At 70.9% G+C, this 17,333-nt stretch carries 18 protein-coding genes and 1 riboswitch; of the genes, 8 read left to right on the plus strand and 10 right to left on the minus strand.

Annotated features, from left to right (window positions below; all coding sequences use genetic code 11):
• Positions 1-102 precede the first annotated feature (102 nt).
• The 3 genes from Air01nite_RS30090 to Air01nite_RS30100 all read left to right on the plus strand — a co-directional run bounded on the left by Air01nite_RS30090 (position 103) and on the right by Air01nite_RS30100 (position 2,738).
• Positions 103-1,203, plus strand: coding sequence for a DUF8548 family protein (locus tag Air01nite_RS30090; RefSeq protein ID WP_203706722.1), 1,101 nt, complete (start codon positions 103-105; stop codon positions 1,201-1,203).
• Between the two features lie 166 nt (positions 1,204-1,369).
• Positions 1,370-1,876, plus strand: coding sequence for a SigE family RNA polymerase sigma factor (locus Air01nite_RS30095; RefSeq protein ID WP_203706723.1), 507 nt, complete (start codon positions 1,370-1,372; stop codon positions 1,874-1,876).
• On the plus strand, positions 1,869-2,738 hold the full coding sequence (locus Air01nite_RS30100) for a hypothetical protein (protein WP_203706724.1): 870 nt from the start codon (positions 1,869-1,871) through the stop codon (positions 2,736-2,738). The genes Air01nite_RS30095 and Air01nite_RS30100 overlap by 8 nt, the downstream gene beginning before the upstream one ends.
• Here Air01nite_RS30100 and hpt read toward each other — a convergent pair.
• Positions 2,682-3,293, minus strand: coding sequence for a hypoxanthine phosphoribosyltransferase (hpt, locus tag Air01nite_RS30105; protein ID WP_239091062.1), 612 nt, complete (start codon positions 3,291-3,293; stop codon positions 2,682-2,684). The genes Air01nite_RS30100 and hpt overlap by 57 nt on opposite strands.
• Positions 3,294-3,384: 91 nt before the next feature.
• Here hpt and Air01nite_RS30110 point away from each other — a divergent pair, with 91 nt between their 5' ends.
• Positions 3,385-4,764 (plus strand): hypothetical protein, encoded by a 1,380-nt coding sequence (locus tag Air01nite_RS30110; protein WP_203706725.1) that lies wholly within the window; start codon positions 3,385-3,387, stop codon positions 4,762-4,764.
• Positions 4,765-4,917: 153 nt separating this feature from the next.
• Here the strand turns inward: Air01nite_RS30110 and Air01nite_RS30115 are convergent, their stop codons facing one another.
• Positions 4,918-5,844 (minus strand): LLM class F420-dependent oxidoreductase, encoded by a 927-nt coding sequence (locus Air01nite_RS30115; protein ID WP_203706726.1) that lies wholly within the window; start codon positions 5,842-5,844, stop codon positions 4,918-4,920.
• Between the two features lie 18 nt (positions 5,845-5,862).
• Between Air01nite_RS30115 and Air01nite_RS30120 the strand changes: the two genes are divergently transcribed.
• The 3 genes from Air01nite_RS30120 to Air01nite_RS30130 are packed head-to-tail and all read left to right on the plus strand — an operon-like array spanning position 5,863 to position 7,980.
• The gene (locus Air01nite_RS30120; RefSeq protein ID WP_203706727.1) at positions 5,863-6,369 is read left to right on the plus strand and encodes a GNAT family N-acetyltransferase; all 507 of its coding nucleotides are present in this window, start codon (positions 5,863-5,865) and stop codon (positions 6,367-6,369) included.
• Between the two features lie 3 nt (positions 6,370-6,372).
• On the plus strand, positions 6,373-7,146 hold the full coding sequence (locus Air01nite_RS30125) for an SAM hydrolase/SAM-dependent halogenase family protein (RefSeq protein WP_203706728.1): 774 nt from the start codon (positions 6,373-6,375) through the stop codon (positions 7,144-7,146).
• 36 nt (positions 7,147-7,182) lie between these two features.
• Entirely contained in the window at positions 7,183-7,980 is a 798-nt protein-coding gene (locus tag Air01nite_RS30130) for a DNA-formamidopyrimidine glycosylase family protein (RefSeq protein WP_203706729.1), read from the plus strand.
• Between the two features lie 55 nt (positions 7,981-8,035).
• Here Air01nite_RS30130 and Air01nite_RS30135 read toward each other — a convergent pair whose 3' ends face one another.
• The gene (locus tag Air01nite_RS30135) at positions 8,036-9,055 is read right to left on the minus strand and encodes a sugar phosphate isomerase/epimerase family protein (protein WP_203706730.1); all 1,020 of its coding nucleotides are present in this window, start codon (positions 9,053-9,055) and stop codon (positions 8,036-8,038) included.
• Positions 9,056-9,277: 222 nt separating this feature from the next.
• Between Air01nite_RS30135 and Air01nite_RS30140 the strand changes: the two genes are divergently transcribed.
• Positions 9,278-10,531: an ROK family transcriptional regulator gene (locus Air01nite_RS30140; RefSeq protein WP_203706731.1), complete on the plus strand. Its 1,254-nt coding sequence runs from the start codon at positions 9,278-9,280 to the stop codon at positions 10,529-10,531.
• 368 nt (positions 10,532-10,899) lie between these two features.
• Here Air01nite_RS30140 and pspM read toward each other — a convergent pair whose 3' ends face one another.
• The 7 genes from pspM to Air01nite_RS30175 all read right to left on the minus strand — a co-directional run bounded on the left by pspM (position 10,900) and on the right by Air01nite_RS30175 (position 17,167).
• Positions 10,900-11,685: a phage shock envelope stress response protein PspM gene (gene pspM / locus Air01nite_RS30145; protein ID WP_203706732.1), complete on the minus strand. Its 786-nt coding sequence runs from the start codon at positions 11,683-11,685 to the stop codon at positions 10,900-10,902.
• 16 nt (positions 11,686-11,701) lie between these two features.
• Positions 11,702-12,613 carry a PspA/IM30 family protein gene (locus Air01nite_RS30150; protein ID WP_203706733.1) on the minus strand — a complete coding sequence of 304 codons (912 nt, stop codon included), beginning with the start codon at positions 12,611-12,613 and terminating at the stop codon, positions 11,702-11,704.
• Between the two features lie 129 nt (positions 12,614-12,742).
• Positions 12,743-13,273 carry a helix-turn-helix domain-containing protein gene (locus tag Air01nite_RS30155; RefSeq protein WP_203706734.1) on the minus strand — a complete coding sequence of 177 codons (531 nt, stop codon included), beginning with the start codon at positions 13,271-13,273 and terminating at the stop codon, positions 12,743-12,745.
• A 151-nt stretch (positions 13,274-13,424) separates the two neighbouring features.
• Positions 13,425-13,913 (minus strand): CinA family protein, encoded by a 489-nt coding sequence (locus Air01nite_RS30160; protein ID WP_203706735.1) that lies wholly within the window; start codon positions 13,911-13,913, stop codon positions 13,425-13,427.
• Between the two features lie 193 nt (positions 13,914-14,106).
• On the minus strand, positions 14,107-14,745 hold the full coding sequence (pgsA, locus tag Air01nite_RS30165; RefSeq protein WP_203706736.1) for a CDP-diacylglycerol--glycerol-3-phosphate 3-phosphatidyltransferase: 639 nt from the start codon (positions 14,743-14,745) through the stop codon (positions 14,107-14,109).
• A complete protein-coding gene (gene rimO, locus Air01nite_RS30170; RefSeq protein WP_203706737.1) occupies positions 14,742-16,223 on the minus strand; it encodes a 30S ribosomal protein S12 methylthiotransferase RimO in 1,482 nt (493 codons plus the stop codon). The genes pgsA and rimO overlap by 4 nt, the downstream gene beginning before the upstream one ends.
• Before the next feature lie 23 nt (positions 16,224-16,246).
• Complete coding sequence (locus tag Air01nite_RS30175; RefSeq protein WP_203706738.1) at positions 16,247-17,167, minus strand: ornithine cyclodeaminase family protein; 921 nt, start codon at positions 17,165-17,167, stop codon at positions 16,247-16,249.
• 96 nt (positions 17,168-17,263) lie between these two features.
• A riboswitch (guanidine-III (ykkC-III) riboswitch) is annotated at positions 17,264-17,333 on the plus strand.

Genomic DNA, 17,333 nt, shown 5'->3' on the forward strand with positions numbered 1-17,333 from the left:
CAAGGGGCTTCGAACTCGTTGGGGTGAACCGCGGTCGGCTCCGATGGGCGGTGACCGGACGGGTGATGTCAATCCGGGTGATCGTCAGGCATTCTGCGCGACATGTCGTCCGATGCAGTGATCGACGCCTTGGCCGCGATGGAACTCGCCCCTCGCCGAAAGCGGTGGGCAAGCCTCTCGTACTGCGTGATCGATGCGATCTGGTCAACCGCCAACCGCTACGACGGGGTAGTAGTGCCGCTGGTCCAGCGGGTAGCCGAACGCAACGGCGATCCCAGTCCACTGGTCGACACCTCGAAGCCGTTACCACCCGACCCGCTTCCACTGCTCGCGCTTCTCGAGCGATACCCCACCACCGAAGCACTGCGGCACGACACAAACGCCCAACGCACTTCGACCAGGAATGGGATCCTGAAGGCTGACGCGGTGTTGCGCTACGCAGACATACTCGTCAAACATCAGGTTCTGGATCTCGCCGCCGCGACGATCATGATCGAGAACAAGCAACAGTGGGACGAGGTCGACCAAGCCCTTGCCGCCGTCCCAGGTGATGGCCAGGATGGCATCCGTCGCGGCTATCTGTGGATGTTGTGCGGTTCCGACTGGATGATCAAACCAGATCGTATGATCCTGCGGTGGCTGGCCAGGCACGGCCTTGACGTGACCCCAGCCGAGGCACGCAGCGTTCTGGAAAGCGCGGCGGAGGCTCTGACCGAACGAATTGGGCGACGAGTGACACCACGAATGGTGGATCGCGCCATCTGGAAGGCCGAAAGCACCCGACCGACTCTCGGCCCGGTGAAAACGATCATGTTCGATGTGGCGGACTGGCCACCGATCAAGAACGAGGCGACCTCGCTCTTCGCCGCCCGGCATCCGCAGCGTCGGCGCGTCGAAAGCCTCTTGGCGGCCGCAGCTGCCGCAATCGCGGAGGCCAATTGGACGATCGTGGCCAACGACATCGCACTTGACATCACGATCTACTCCCCAGCACCGCGACCACCTGGTGATGCCACGAACTTTCTCGGCGGCATAGCCGACGTGCTGCAGGGCAGGCCGGTCTCCCCCAATCTGGACATGACTCACCTCGGCGGGCTCCGCGATGTAGCGCTGTTCGCTGACGACCGCCAAATCCAGCAGATTGGATACCGTGTCGTCCAAGGCACCGGCCCCGCCTACTCCGTCCAGGTCACGATCCTTTAGCGCTGGCACCCGCGTTGGTGGCTGCGACCGCCCAAGGCGGGGCGCATCGCGGGCTTGACCCTTGGTGTTCCGCCACAGCCGGCTTGATGCGGAGGTTCTTCGAAACGTATGCAACCTTCCGTGCGGCGCGGGCGTATATCCCGCAGCGGATGTGGCGGAGGGGTGGATGGGCGACGGGCGCGAGGCGGACTTCGACGAGTTCTACCGCGGTAGCCGGCGGCGGATGCTCGGTTACGTCTATGCGCTCACCGGCGATGTCGTCGAGGCGCAGGACGTCGTGCAGGAGGCGTTCGTTCGCGCCTGGCAGCGGTGGGCGTCTGTCGGGCGCTATCCCAGCCCTGAATCCTGGGTTCGCGTCGTAGCCGGGCGGATCGCGATCAGCCGCTGGCGGGGGCGGCGGAGCCGGGCCCGCGCCTACGCCCGCCATGGGGCGCCGCCCGACGTCGACGGGCCGACGCCCGACACCGTTGCGCTCGTCGGCGCCCTGCGCCAACTGCCCGCGAGCATGCGGACCACGCTCGCGTTGCACTACGTGCTCGGGCTCAGCATCGCCGACATCGCGGCAGAGACCGACGCTCCCGTCGGCACCGTCAAGGCCCGGCTCTCGCGCGGGCGGGTCGCGCTGGCGCAGCTTCTGGCTGATGACAATCTCACGGAGGTACGCCGTGGCTGACATCGACGAGTTGGCTGGGCGGCTCGACCACGAGTTGCCCGACGTCCGCTGGGACGAGCCCGGTGCGATCCGGGCGCGGGGGCGCGGGCGCACCCGTCGGCAGTCCGCGGTGCTCGCCGCCCTCAGTGTGCTGGTCATCACGGCCGGAATCGCATGGTGGGCACCGCGGAGCTCGCAGCCCACGCCGGCCGCGCCGCCGTCGCCCGCACCGACCGCGACGCCGTCGACCGGCTCCGGGCCGACCACGGCTCCCGTGGTCGACGGGTCGACGCTGTTCCCCGTGTCGGCCCTGCTCGGCGCGGAGGACGTCGGCACCGGCTACCAGGTCACCAACCAGCACGGCTACGGTCCGGGCACCTACCCGGCGTGGGCGTTCGGGGCCGATGACTGTCCGGAGTACGACGCGCTGAAGGTCACCGCGTACAAGTCATATCTGTGGTTCCGGCACCAGAATCTTGAGCTGGCCGGCGCTCCGTCGGTCTTCACCCAGGGTGCCCGCTACCCGAAGGGGGTCGCCAAGAACGTTCTGGCCGACGTCGACCGGGTGACGGCGGCGTGCAAACGGTGGGAGTACGCGGGCGGCGAGGCCAGCACCGACGAGCGCCCGACGGTGGTGACGACGACCTACACGGTGGTGGCCAAGAACTTCGCCGGTGAGGAGGCCCGGCTCGTCCGCAAGGACGTCATCAGCCGCGACCAGGACGGCAAGGTCGTCCACCAGGGCACGTTGATGACCGCGATCGTGCGGGTCGAGGATCTGGTCGGCGTGGTCGAGCTCGAGATCCCGGAACCGGACCTGATGCGGTCATTCGGCCAGCGCATCGCCGACCGCATGTGCGGGGTCGCCGACCAGGTGTGCTGACCGCGGCTCGTAGACGTGCGGCGCCAGGCGGGCGCAGCAGCGCAGGTTGCGGTAGCGGCCCTGGTAGTCCAGGCCGTAGCCGACCACCACGCCGGTCGGGACGTCGAAACCGACATATCGGATGTCGATGGGGATCGTCTGGGCGCTCGGCTTGCGGAACAGGCCGCAGAACTCCAACGACGCCGGGCCGCGGGCGCGCAGGTTGGTCATCAGCCAGGCCGCGGTGAGGCCCGTGTCGATCACGCCGTCGACGATCAGGACCTCGCGCCCCGCCACCTCGACGTCGATGTCCTTGCGCAGGCGGACCGCGCCTGAGCCGCCCTGGCCCGCGCCGTACGACGAGATGCCCATCCAGGTGATCTCCACGTGCCGGTGCAGTGCCCGGGCCAGATCGACCGTCACGGTGGCCGCGCCGTTGAGCACGCCCACCAGCAGCAGGTCGCGGCCCGCGTAGTCCGCTTCGATCTTGGCCGCCAGCTCGCCCACGCGGGCGGCGATCTCATCTTCGGTCGCGAGGACCTCGGCCACGTCGTCGATCACGTGCGCGTGCTCCACGCGGCTCAAGTTACTCCAATCCGCACCCGGGCCTCCACCACACGAACGTGCGGTACGCGCGCCCGGGCCGCACACCTGGCACCATCAGACCGTGCCGCTCACCGCATCCCGCGCCCTCGTCCGGCAGACCGAGCGCTGGTTCGTCCGGCGTGGCGTGCCGCAGATGATCGCCGGATACGACTTCCGCCGGCACGTGCTCCCCCGCATGGTGCCCTACCTGGCCATGGTGGCGTTCGTCGATCTCGCCTGGTTCGGCGCGCGGGCGGCCGGCGCCAGCGACCGGATCCAGGACCTGACCGGGCTGGGCGCCGTCGTGGTCGGGCTCGCCGCCTGGCCCGTGCTGACGGCCTGGGGCCGCCGGATGCCCAGGTTCTCGCTGGTCACGGCTTGGATCTTGCTTGCTGGGTACGCCGTGCTGCTGACCGCGGTGCCGTTGACCGCGCTCGACAAGGGCTGGTCCGGCGGCGGCACCGTGAATTACCTGCTCGCGGCCGTGGCGGCCACCGCCGCCGGCTACCTGGCGGTCACCTACGGCCTGCTGCCCCTGCTGCGCAGCGCCGTCCGGCACGCGATCGACGACATGCGCAACAGCCTGCGGCTGCAGGGACGCGCGTTGCCGATGCTGCTGTTCGTCACGTTGTTCTTCTTCTTCACGGGTGAGCTCTGGCAGGCGATGCACCGCCTCGGCTGGAACCGCGTCGGCTGGGTCCTGGCCCTCTTCGCGGCGGTGACGATCCTGGCCAGCGCGGGCCGGCTACGCGACGAGATCGGCCGGGTCGAACGCGACCTGCGCCCGGAACGCCTGAGCCACGCCTGCAAACGCACCCCGCTGTCCATGGTGGACATGAGCGACGTGGCGCCCGAGGGCGGCCCGCTCGCACCGGTCCGCCTGACCAGCGGCCAGGTCACCAACCTGCTGGTCATCCTGGCGACCCGACAACTGGTGCAGGCGGCCGTGGTCGGCCTGGGCTTGTTCGGCTTCTTCGTCCTGCTCGGCGTCATCATGGTGACCCCGGCGACGGCGGCCCAGTGGATCGGCGAGGAACCGGCGATGCTCGGCTCGGTCCCGGTCGCCCTTTTGAAGAACGCCGCAGTCTTGGCGGGTTTCGGCAGCATGTACTTCGCCGTCACTTCGATGATCGACGCGGAACAGCGCCACCAGTTCTTCGCCCCGATCCTCGACGAGGTCGAACGCATCCTGGCCGTCCACGCGGTCTACCTGACGGTCCGCGACATCGTCCTACCCAACGCACCGGCCGCCCGCCCCCGCCAGCTCGTGCCGCCGCCGCCCGAGGATCAGCCGACCGGCCCCGGGGCGGCGGACCGCATGACCACGGCAGACCACCAACCGGCCGACCAACCGGACGCAACGGCGTCGCTCGAATCGCCGGAGCCGGACGCATCCGCGACCGCGACCCAAGAAACAGAACCGGCGGCGGAGGCCCCGCAGCAGACCGCTCCCAAACCCTGAGCAGCGCGAATCCCGTTGCCCGGCATGCCGCCCAAGCTCCAAACGGCGGGCGGTCGTTGCGGGCAACGAGTCCCTCGCCGCGACGCGAACGCGGCGCTCGAGAACTGGAGCCGGCGCCGCCCAGCGAGTGCCGAGACAGCGCCGGCGATCGGTTCAGCGCAGCTGAGGTGCGATCTCCGCCGCGATCAGTTCGATCAGGTCGATGTCGCGCAGGTCGCGCAGTTGCAGGAAGAGTCGGGTCGCGCCCGCTTCCACGTACGCGCCGAGGTCGTTGACGATCTTGTCTGGCGTGCCGATGACCGCGCCCTCGCCGGAATCTGTGTCCAGGACCTCGCCGCCCCAGCGGTCTCGGACCTCCGCGTCTGTGCGTCCACTCACGACGGTCACTGCGGCCGACTTCGTCGGCAGGTCGTTGCGGCCCGCCAGGATGCAGGCGTCGTCGACCAGGCGGTAGATGCGCGACACCTCCGCCGCCGAGCGGAACGGCACGTTGAACTCGTCCGCGAAGCGTGCCGCGAGGGCCGGCGTCCGCTTCGGGCCTGCGCCGCCCATGATGATCGGTGGGCGCGGCGACTGTGCCGGCTTCGGCAATCCCGGTGAGTCGACCACGTTGTAGTGCCTGCCCTTGTAGTCGAACCGCTCCCCCGACGGCACCGCCCACAGGCCGGTGATGATCTCTAGCTGCTCCGTCAGCCGGTCGAAGCGCTCGCGGACCGGCGGGAACGGGATCGCGTAGGCCTGGTGCTCCTCGTCGAACCAACCCGCACCCAGGCCCAGCTCGACCCGGCCCCCGCTCATCTCGTCGACCTGGGCCACGCTGATCGCCAGCGGGCCCGGGTGGCGGAACGTGGCCGAGGTGACCAGCGTGCCGAGCCGGACAGTCGAGGTTTCCAGGGCCAGACCGGCCAGGGTGACCCACGAGTCGGTCGGGCCGGGCAGGCCGTCGAAACTGCCCATGGTCAGGTAGTGGTCCGAGCGGAAGTACCCCTCGAAGCCCGCCGCCTCTGTGGTCCGCGCGGCGCGGGCCTGATCGGCGTAGCTGGCACCGTGTTGGGGTTCGGTGAAGATGCACAAGCGCATGTGTGCCAACCTAGCCGGATGCAACCCTCGACCGGCTGGCAGATCCGCCAGTCCTTCGGTGGCGAGGAGCGCGAGGCACTCGACGAGTTCCACCGGCTCACCTGGGGCGGCCACATCGTGGTCGCCCACGACGAGGCGATCGACCTGCGCACGCTGCCCGCTCTGGTCGCCGTCGACGACGGCGGCCGGCTCGCCGGCGCGCTCTGCTGGCGGGTCGTGGACGACTCGCTCGAAGTCGTCAGCATCGCCGCCGCCCGCAGCGGCGTCGGCGTGGGAACGGCATTGCTCGACGCCGTCGTCGCCGAGGCCAGGGCGGCCGGCTCGCACCGGATCTGGCTGGTCACCACCAACGACAACCTGCGGGCCCTGCGTTTCTACCAGCGCCGCGGGCTGCGGATCGTCGGCGTCGACCGGGGTGCGGTCGACCGTGCCCGGCTGATGAAGCCGAGCATCCCGACGGTCGGCGACGACGGCGTACCCATCCATGACGAGCTCCGCCTGGAGCTGTCGATCGAAGGTCACTGAACCATGTGGATCAGCTTCACCACCGACTACGGCCGCCTCGACGGTTTCGTGGCCGCCTGCCACGGCGCGATCGCCAAGGTCGCCCCGACCGCTCGCGTCATCGACATCACGCACGAGGTCCCGCCCGGCGACGTGGCCCGGGGCGCGGTCGTGCTCGCGCAGACGGTCGGTGACCTGCCGACCTCCGTACACCTGGCGGTCGTGGATCCCGGTGTCGGCACCGCCCGCCGGCCGATCGCGCTGCGTGCCCCGGACGGCCTGCTCGTCGGTCCCGACAACGGGCTGCTGATCTGGGCGGCCGAGGCGCTCGGCGGCGTCAGCGAGGCGGTCGCGCTCGACAACCCGGCGTGGTTCGCGCCGGTGGTCACCCGGACGTTCCACGGCCGCGACATCTTCGCGCCGGTCGCGGCGCGGCTGGCCGGCGGCGCGCCGCTGGCCGACGCGGGCGCGCAGGTCGACCCGGCCGACCTCGTGCGCCTGCCCGACCCGGTGGTGACGGCGGGCGAGGGCTGGCTGGAGGCGGCGGTCCTGAGCGTCGACCGGTTCGGCAACGTCCAACTCGCCGCGGCTGCCCTGCCCGCGGAGGTGGGCGCCGTCGTGCGGGTGAGCGGCGAGCCCGCCCGGGTCGGCGAGACCTTCGGCGACGCCCCGCCCGGCGGCCTGGTCGTGCTCGTCGACTCCGCGGGTCTCGTAGCGGTCGCCGCCAATGGCGCACCGGCCGACGTGCTCCTCGGAGTGCGCCCCGGCGACGTGGTGCGGATCACGACAGAACCGTGACCGTGGTACGCCGCGCCCGTGCGGCACGATGGAACGGTGCCCGAAGGTGACACGGTCTGGAACACGGCGCGGACGTTGCAGCGCGCCATCGGCGGCGGCGAGCTGACCGCGTCGGACTTCCGGGTGCCGCGCCTGGCCACCACCCGGCTCACGGGCTGGCGGGTGCTCGAGTCCGCCAGCCGCGGCAAGCACCTGCTGCTGCGGCTGCGCGACCCCGCCGGCTCCGACCGCACGCTCCACTCACACCTGCGGATGGACGGTGCCTGGCGGGCGTACGCGCCGGGTGAACGCTGGGCGGCCAAACCGGCCCACCTGATCCGGGTGGTGCTGCGCACGGCGGACGCGGTCGCCGTCGGCTATCACCTGCACGATCTGTCCCTGGTGCCGACGGCCCGGGAGCCGGACCTGGTCGGCCACCTCGGCCCCGACCTGCTGGGCCCCGACTGGGACCCGGCCGAAGCGGTCCGCCGCCTGACCGCGCACCCGGACACCGCGATCGCCGAGGCGCTCCTCGACCAACGCAGCCTGGCCGGCATCGGCAACCTCTACAAGTCGGAAGCGCTGTTCCTGCGCGGCGTCTGGCCGTGGACCCCGGTGCGCGCGGTCCCGGACCTGCCGGGCCTGGTCTCCCTGGCGCAACGCCTGCTGGCCAACAACCGCGGCCGCTGGCTGCAGACGACGACGGGCTCGCTGCGCAAGACCGAGGCCAATTACGTGTACGGCCGCCGCGCGCAGCCCTGCCGCCGCTGCGCCGGCCCGATCCAGAAGGCCGAACAGGGCGAGCGCGTGACCTACTGGTGCCCACGCTGCCAACCCAAACCAGAAGATCTTTGATTGTGCGTACGCCCTGGGGCCCCACCACACAGGATGGGACCCCAGCCGCGTGGCTCTACTTGCGCCCGGAAGTGTTGATCTGTTCCAGGGTGCTGCAGCCGCGCCAGACCGTGTTCGCGGCGCCGGGCGGGTTGAGCGTCAGGTTGCCGGCGTCGTCGTGCTCCAGGAAGAACCGGTAGTCCCGGAGATCCTTGAGCGCGGAGAGCGCGCGGGTCCAGTCGATGTCACCCTTGCCGACATCGACGAACCGGAACTTCTTGCCGGCCGCCTTGGTGCCCGCGGCCGCGGTGCGGTTGCCGTTCGGGTCCCACTTGATGTCCTTGATGTGGAACGCGATGAAACGCTTCCCGTGGTTCTTGATCCACCAGTACGGGTCCTCGCCGGCGACGGAGACCCAGCCCAGGTCGACCTCGAACTTGACGTACCGGGGGTCGGTGCGCTCGAGCAGGATGTTGAAGAGCGGCTCGCCGTTCTCGTACGCGAACTCGCGGTCGTGGTTGTGGAAGAAGAAGCCGCCGAAGCCCTGCGAGACGGCGTGCTCGCCGCACTCGTTGAACGCCTCGGCCATGGCCTTGAATCCGTCGCTGTTGTTCTCGCCGGCCCCACCGCCGGGGAAGCCGAAGGCGCTGCCGGTTCCGACGTACGGGAACCGGCCCAGCGTCTGGGCGTCCTCGAAGATCTGCATCCGGCCCTCGTAGGTCGACCACGGGTTCGGGAGGTTGGCACCGCGCGGGCCGAAGTGGTTGCTCACGATGCGCAACCCGTACGACTGGATGAGGGACTTGAGCTGGGCCGTCGTCTTGCCGTAGTAGTCACCGGCGAGCTCGAGCTCCCGGACGCCGGCGTCGTGCAGCGCCTCCAGGGAGATCTCGAGGTTCGCGTAGTCGGCGCCGATCAACTGGCGGACGGTGAAGATCTGCAGGCCGATGCGGTCGGCCGGGATCACGTTCGGCCCGCCGGCCGGCCGGCCCTGCGCCGAGGCGGCAACGGGGCTCGCGGTGGCGGCGATCGCGCCAGCGGCAAGAACACCGGCGCCGGTGCCGAGGACGGCACGACGACTTAGCTTGTTTTCCACGGTCCTCCTTCTGGTCTGCGCGGCCCTGGTCCCACCGTTGTGGCTGGTGGGGCGGGGGTGAAGAGCGGGGTCTCTGTGGCGGCCGCGCGTCCCGACCATATGGCGCCGGCAGAACATTTGACAAGACGGAAACAAAAGTCTCTTGATCACCCGCATAAGTTGTCCAGGCCTCGTACAGAAGCTGCTTCTGACGCGGCGAGATCGACCCATACACTTTTGACCGTGCCGCATTCCGCTTCCGTGCGACGTTCGCCCGCTCACCACGCTGTGGCGGCTACCGGCGGGTTCGGCGGACCCGGCTCAGGGACTCCCGGCGCCGGAGAACTCCTGCAGCTTCTCCGTGACGGGCAGCCCCGGACCCGTGCCGAGCTGGCCAGACTCACCGGGCTGGGCCGGTCCACCGTCAGCCTCCGCATCGACGCCCTGCTCGCCAGCGGTCTGCTCGCACCCTCGGGAGAGGCGGCCTCGACCGGTGGCCGCCCGCCGGCCAGGTTCGCGTTCAACCCGCGGGCTCGAGTCGTGGTGGGCGTCGACCTCGGGGCGACACACGGCAACATCGCGCTGACCGATCTCGCCGGCCAACCGCTGAGCGAGGTCGCCGACGATGTGGACATTTCGGCGGGGCCGATCCCGGTGCTCGACTGGGTCGTCGCGAGCATCCGACGGCTGCTGGACGAGGCCGGGCGGGACGTAACGGACCTCGTGGGCATCGGGATCGGCCTGCCGGGCCCGGTCGAGCATTCCAGCGGCCGCCCGATGCGCCCGCCCATCATGCCCGGATGGGACGGCTACGACGTGCCCCACCATCTGCGGCGCCACTGGGACGTCCCGGTCCTCGTCGACAACGACGTCAACATCATGGCCCTCGGCGAGCACGTGACGGCCCACCCGGAGCTCGACCACCTGCTGTTCGTCAAGGTCGCCACCGGCGTCGGTGCCGGCATCATCAGCGGCCGCCAGCTGCTCCGCGGCGCGGTGGGCGCCGCCGGCGACCTGGGCCACGTGGCCGCACCCCACGCTCCCGACATCCTGTGCACGTGCGGCAACAAGGGCTGTCTCGAAGCCGTCGCGAGCGGCCACGCGATCATCAAGCACCTCAACTCGGCCGGGGTGCCGGCGAAGACGAACAGCGATGTCGTCGCCCTCGTCCGCGGCGGCAACATCGCCGCCGCGCAGGCGGTGCGGCAGGCGGGACGCACGCTCGGCGAGGTGCTCGCGACGTGCGTGAGCCTGCTCAACCCCGAGCTCGTGGTCATCGGTGGCTCGATCGCCCAGGCCGGCGAGAGCCTCATCGCCGGGATCCGGGAGGTCGTCTACGGTCGATCCCTCCCGCTGGCGACCGCCCACCTGCAGATCGTCTCGGCGACGACCGGCAGCCAAGCCGGCGTCATCGGCGCGGCGACGATGGTCATCCAGCACGCCCTCACCGCCGACCGCGTCGACGAGGCGCTCGCCAGCAAGTCGTCGGTCAGGTGATGAGCTCCACCAACAAGGGACAAGATCGTCAGCGAGATCGACGCGTGGGTGGCAGCGGGCGCGATCCGGCTCGTCCGGCGGTTGCGCGACCTGCGCGATGCTGATTCCACCGCCCGCCGACGCCGGCCAGGACGGGCGAACGCCGGCCAACGCCGGCCAGGACGGGCAAACGGCGGCCACGTGCCCGGCGAACGCCGGCCGCAAGGGGCGAAGGCCGGCCACGAGCCCGGCGAACGCCGGTCAGAACGGGCGAACGCCGGTCAACGCCGGCCAGCACGGGCCGACGCCGGTCCGGACGGGCGAACGCTGGCCACGAGCCCGGGCGAACGACGGCCAGGGTGGATCGGCGGCGGCGCGGAGGCAGAGGGTCAGGAGGCCGCGCGCATCGGGTCCGGGGTCATTGTGCGGACCTCGGCCAAGCCTGAGGCGACGCCGCGGAGGAGGTCGCTGGCCTCCGTGAGGCGGGAGACCGACGGGTGCGTGGCGCTGAGGCGGCCGTCCTCAGCGACGTAAGACGCGGCTGCGGCGACCAGGCGTTCGTAGGCCGAGACGCCCTCGTTGAGTTGGTGGGTCAGGTCGCGGTGGGCCTCGGTCAGGCTCGGTTTCGCGTCCGGTGGGGCGAAGCGCAGCGCCTTTTCCACGCCGGCCACGCGGTGGGCCAGGTCGCGGAGGGACTCCTCCGCCACCGCCGCCTCCAGGACCGCGCTGCCGCCCATGCCTGTCAGGCGGGGGGACAGGCCGTTCAGGGTGGCTGACGCCTGGTCCAGGCGGTCCCAGGCCGCGGCGGCGGCGCTGCCTCGCAGGGCGAAGCGGCCCCGTTGGCGGCGGACCTCCGTCAGGGCGGCGCGGCCGCCCGGGGCCGACTCCACCGCGGCCAGCAGGCGGGCGCGGGAGCGTTGGGCGGCCAGGGCCGGGTCGGTGGCCGGTGGGGCCGGCTGGGCGGAAGCCCGGCGCAGGTCGGCCCAGCGCCAACCCGCCAGGACCAGCGAGCCGCCCGCGGCGGCCGCCCAGGCGGCGTCTGGCAGGCCCAGGCCCGCATAAGGGGTCAAGATGGCGGCCGCGCCCGCGAAGCCGGCGCCGACCACGCTCCAGCGGCGGGCGGAACGGCGTAGCCGGCGCAGTCGCCGGAAATAACGGGCCCGCTCGTCGGCCACTTCAGCCCCCCAGGTTTCAGCCGGCGGCGCTCGAACCGCCGGGGTTCTTGTCCTTGGACATGCTGGCGCGGATCTCGTCGAGACGCGCTATTCCGGCGACGTCCTCTTGCTTCTGCTCGGTCGCCGCCTTGTCGCCGTTGCCCTGCTGGGCCTCCGAGACCGGGGCCTCGACCGCGGGCCGCTCGGCGCCGCTGCCCAGCTTTTCGCCGGCCATGCTGGCGCGGATCTGCTCGAGCCGGCTGGCGCCGGCCATGTCGAGCGTCGAGCGCTGCACCTCGAGCATCCGGCCCTCGACCGAGTTGGAGGCCAGCTCGGCCCGCCCCATCGCGTTGGCGTAGCGGCGCTCGATGCGCTCCCGGACCTCGTCGAACGACGGCGTGTTGCCCGGCGCCGCGGTCAGCGACGACATCGACTCCAGCGACCGGGCGACCGTCTCCTGCATGCGGGCCTGCTCGAGCTGGCTGAGCAGCTTGGTGCGCTCGGCGAGCTTCTGCTGGAGGATCATCTGGTTGTTCTCGACGGCCTTGCGGGCCTGGCCGGCGGCGTTGATCGCCTGGTCGTGCAGGCTCTTGAGGTCTTCCATGCCCTGCTCGGAGGCGACGAGCTGCGACGCGAGCTGCTGCGCCGTCTGCTCGTATTTGCCCGCCTCGGACTCGTTGCCCTCGGCCCGCGCCTTGTCGGCGAGCACCAGCGACTGGCGCGCCATCGAGCCGAGCTTTTCGACCTCGGTCATCTGCCGGGACAGCTTCATCTCCAGCTGGCGCTGGTTGCCGATGACGGCGGCGGCCTGCTGCACCAGGGCCTGGTGCTGCCGTTGCGCGTCCTCGACGGCCTGCTGGATCTGCACCTTCGGGTCGGCGTACTCGTCGATCTTGGCGCCGAAGAGCGCCATCAGGTAGCGCCATCCCTTGACGAACGGGTTCGCCATGTCCGCGGTATCCCCTCGTGTCCGTGCCAACCGGCAGTTCGCTCCATCGTCTCAGGCGCGCGCCAGTGGGTCACTGCCTTGGCAGCTATTGATCACAGTACGCGCGGCGGAAACCGACGGCTATGCCGGTCAAGCAGCGAAAACGACATCCCGGTCACGCGGACCGCCCGTGGTGCGCTTGGCGCGCAGGGTGGCCTTGAGCGGCGAGGACTGGTGCACCGAGACCGACACCTTGCCGTCGGTGGCGACCTGCTTGACCGGCGCCTGCGCCCGTGCGGCGCGCGCCAGCGCGGCCGGTGCGGCAGCGGGCTCCGGTGTCGCCGCCGTGGCCGGGTCGAGCACCGGCGCGGTCGGCTCGAGGCGGGCGGGCTCCAGCTCCGGAGGCTGCTCGTTGCCGTCGACCCCGACCAGCACACCCTCCATCTGCTCGGCCAGCGCCAGCGTGTCGCTGGCCTCGCGGAGCAGCTGGGAAAGCTGGGTGTCGAGGGCGTCACAGATGGACGACAGGAGCTCGCTGGAGGCTTCTTTCTGCCCCCGCTCGATCTCGGAGAGGTAGCCCAGGCTGACATTGGCGGCCGTGGAGACCTCGCGCAGGGTCCGGTGTTGCCCCTGCCTGCGTGCGCGCAAAGCGTCGCCGATCACCCGACGTAGCAGGACCATTGGCACCTCCCCCTCCGCCGTCGCCCCGACCTACGCCGAAGGGCTTCCCGCAACCGTACCCGTTCTCCGCTTCACCGACATCCTGCCCCGCCGGGCGGCCGGACCGCCGGAGCGCGTGATATGTCTGCTTTGTCCACGACTCGCCGTGACATCAGGCTGAAGTGTTCGCCGAGGGCGAACGCAGGAGCATGACCAGGGATTCCAGGGCGTGGGATACGGCGCCGGCGCGGATCGATGCCCGTCCTCCGTCGAGGTTGAGTTCGTCTACCTGGCGGCCTAGTGGGCCGGTGACCGCGACATAGACGAGGCCGACGGGCTTGCCGTCCTGGGAGTCCGGGCCCGCTACGCCGGTCGTGCCGATGCCCCAGTCGGCCCGGCACGTCCTTCGTGCTCCCTCGGCCAGGGAGAGGGCGACGTCGGGGTCGATTGGGCCCTGTTTTTCGAGGAGTGGCTCGGGGACGCCGACGAGGGTTGCTTTGAGGTCGGTCGCGTAGGCGACGAGGCCGCCGCGGAAGACGGCGCTCGCGCCGGCTACTTCGACGATCGTGGCGGCGAGCAGGCCGCCCGTCAGTGACTCGGCGACGGCGAGGGTTTCTTTGCGTTCGAGCAGCAGGTGTACGGCTTGGGCCGGGTTTGTCACTCAGCGATTGTGCTCGTTGGTGTTGGGGTTTATGTGCCTGTCCCCCGAGAAATGAGTGTCCACGTCTCTCGACCGGAGTAAAGGGCGCTGCGCGTCGGCTGCGCCGATGGCCTGGCGGCCACCCTTGACTCCGGTCGAGAGCCGAGGAGCTTGGCGACGATCGGGGGGACGGGGGAAGAGCGGAGACAGACCTTCAGCGCGCTGATTCCGCTGAGCCCGTCGATTCGATCGTTTGGGGTGTGGGTTTCTGTTGGGCGTTTTGACGTAGGCGGATCGCCTGGAGGATGTAGTCCAGGCCTGTTACTACTGTGACTACCAGGGCCGCGCCCATCAGCCAGAAGCCGACCGGTTCCAGGAATTCTGGGACTGGCCACAGGTACCAGGCGATTGCCAGGATCTGAAGCGCCGTTTTCAGTTTGCCGCCACGGCTTGCGGCGATTACGCCGTAGCGAATCACCCAGAAGCGCATCAGCGTGATGCCCCACTCGCGGGCCAGGATCAAGCCCGTTACCCACCATGGCAGCGCGCCGAACCAGCTCAGCAGGACCAGGGCCGAGCCTGTCAGGGCCTTGTCGGCGATCGGGTCCGCTACCTTGCCGAATGGCGTCACCAGGGCGTACCGCCTGGCGATCCAGCCGTCTACCAGGTCTGTGGCCGAGGCGAAGGCGAACGTCAGGGTTGCGGCGATGCGCCAGCCGGCGTGTTCCAGTTGCGACGTGACCACCAGCGCTACGAAGACCGGCACCAGTAGGAGGCGCAGGGCGGTCAGGGCGTTGGCGGCGTTCAGGACAGGGGCGACGGTCGGAGCGGGCTCGGGGGCTGCTCCGGTCACCGGCTGACCGCCGGGGGTGCCGCGCTGATCATTTCGACCGGGACCGCAACCAGGTCGACGCCTTCCGAAGCCACCACGCGGGCGCGGACCAGGTCGCCGGGGCGCAGGGCCGCCAGGTCCACCGAGCCGTCCGGCGGCGCCACCAGCGTCGTCGAGCCGTCCACCTCCGGTGCCTGGTGTTCGCCGCGGCCCTCGACCACGCCCTCGTCCACCGTGTCGACCAGCACCTCGACCGTGCCGCCTACACGCTCCTCGGCGCGTTGCGAGCACAGTTCGTCGGCCAGCGCGCTCAGTTTGTCGTACCGCCGCTTGATCGTGGCGGTCTTGACCTTGTCGGTGAAGCCCGCCGCTTCCGTGCCGTCCTCGTCGCTGTAGTCGAAGACGCCGATCGCGTCCAGGCGTGCCTCCGACAGGAAGCGCACCAGTTCGTCGACGTCCGACTTCGTCTCGCCGGGGAAGCCGACGATGAAGTTGGACCGTGCGCCGAGGCCCGGCGCCAGCGCGCGGGCCGACGCGAGCAGCTCCAGGAAACGCTCCGTCGAGCCGAACCGGCGCATCCGTCGCAGCACCGGCTCGCTGGAGTGCTGGAACGAGAGGTCGAAGTAGGCCGCCACACCGGGGGTCGTGGCGATCGCCTCGACCAGGCCCGGGCGCGTCTCGGCCGGCTGCAGGTAGCTCGCCCGCACCCGGACGATGCCGGGCACCGCCGCCAGTTGCGGCAACAGCTTCTCGAGCGCGCGTGGGTCGCCTAGGTCTTTGCCGTACGAGGTCGAGTTCTCGCTGACCAGCACCAGCTCGCGGACGCCCGTGCCGGCCAGCCACTCGGCCTCGGCCAGCAGCTCGTCGGGCGTGCGCGAGACGAACGCGCCGCGGAACGCGGGAATCGCGCAGAACGTGCACCGGCGGTCGCAGCCGCTGGCCAGCTTGAGCGACGCCACCGGGCCGCGGTCGAGCCGGTGCCGCAGCACGCCGCGCAGGTGAGCGGGGGTGTGCTCGTCGACGACCACGCCGTGCCCGGGCTGCACCACGGCCGCCCCGCGGCGGGCCACCGGTGTCAACGGCAGCAGCTCGCGGCGGTCCCGCGGGATGTGCGGTGAGATCTTCTCCCCTGCCAGCACCGCGTCCAGGCGCGAGGCGATGTCGGGGTAGTCGTCGAAGCTCAGGATCGCCTCGGCCTCGGGCAGACTGTCGGCCAGCTCCTTGCCGTAGCGCTCGGCCATGCACCCGGCCGCGACCACCTTGGCGCCGGTGTCGGCCGCTGCGAGCAGGGTCTGGATCGAGTCGTGCTTGGCCTTCTCGACGAAGCCGCAGGTGTTGACCAGGACCACGTCGGCGCCCTCGCCGTCGGTGGTCACGTCCCAGCCGCCGCCGTGCAGGCGGGCGGCCAGCTCCTCGGAGTCGACCTCGTTGCGGGCGCAGCCCAGGGTCAGCAGCGCGACCCGGCGACGGGCGGCATCGGTCGAGGAGGAAGCGGACACCTAACGAGGGTACCGGGCGGTCGTCATGACACGTCTGCCGACGTCAGCAGCGCGGCGACCCGGTCGAGCAGGAACACCTCGGTCCCCGCGAGCCCCACGGACAGGAAAACGCTGATCTCGTCAGGGTCGGACCGGCCGGGCAGCACGCCGGCCGCCACCGCGCGCAGGTCCCTCGTCAACAACCCGACAGGCAGAGCCAGCGGCGGCTGGTACGAGCGTGCCTGTGCCGGCGAGTCCGTGGCGATCAACCCGGCCCGCGCGATCACGTCGGGACCGAACTCGGCCCGCCCGCGCTGCTTGAACCCGACGAGGTTGACGTGCGCGCCCGGCGCCAGGTCGGCGCCCGACAGCACCGGCTGCTCGCTGGTGGTCGCCACGATCACGAGGTCCTGCCCGCGCACCGCCTCGGCGGCCGACGACACCGGCGCCGCCGCGACGCCCAACTCGGCCGTGGCCCGTGCCGCGAACGCCGCGCAGCGGGCGAACGACCGGCTGAACACCCGCACCGACGACACCGGCCGCACGGCGGCCGTCGCCCACAACTGCGTCCACGCCTGCCGCCCCGACCCGATCACCCCGACCGTGGCGGCGTCGGGCCGCGCCAGCAGGTCCACGGCCGCGCCGCCGAGTGCCCCCGTGCGCCGGGACCCGATCTCCTCGCCCACCGCGATCGCTCGGATCCGGCCGTCGCGCGCGTCGTGCAACACCACGAGCTGCTCGCCGTCGGCGTGCCCGAACGTGTCGTAGGAGCGGAACCCGTACCACTCGTCGGCGAGGTGCCCGGCCGTCATGACCAGCCGGCCTCCTTCGAGAACCGCGCTGGCCCGCGGCGGGGCGATCAGCCGGCCCTCGTGCGCCGCGACCAGGGCGTCGCGCATCGCGGCGACGGCCGTCGGCGCGTCGAGCCGGGCGGCGACGTCGGCGTCGGTCAGCAGCAGCGGCACAGGGTCATCTTCAATGTTGAAGTTCGGTTCAGGTCAACGACCCACGCGGTGAGGAATCCCACCATCCCGGGCGCCCGGAAACGGCTATGGTCGGACGCGGTGGCGCTCCCGCGCCGAACCCCGGACGAGTAGCGCTCCGTACCCGGTCGTGCAAAGACGGTGCGCA

Origin of the sequence: Asanoa iriomotensis (assembly GCF_016862515.1) — a bacterium.
Lineage (GTDB): Bacteria > Actinomycetota > Actinomycetes > Mycobacteriales > Micromonosporaceae > Asanoa > Asanoa iriomotensis.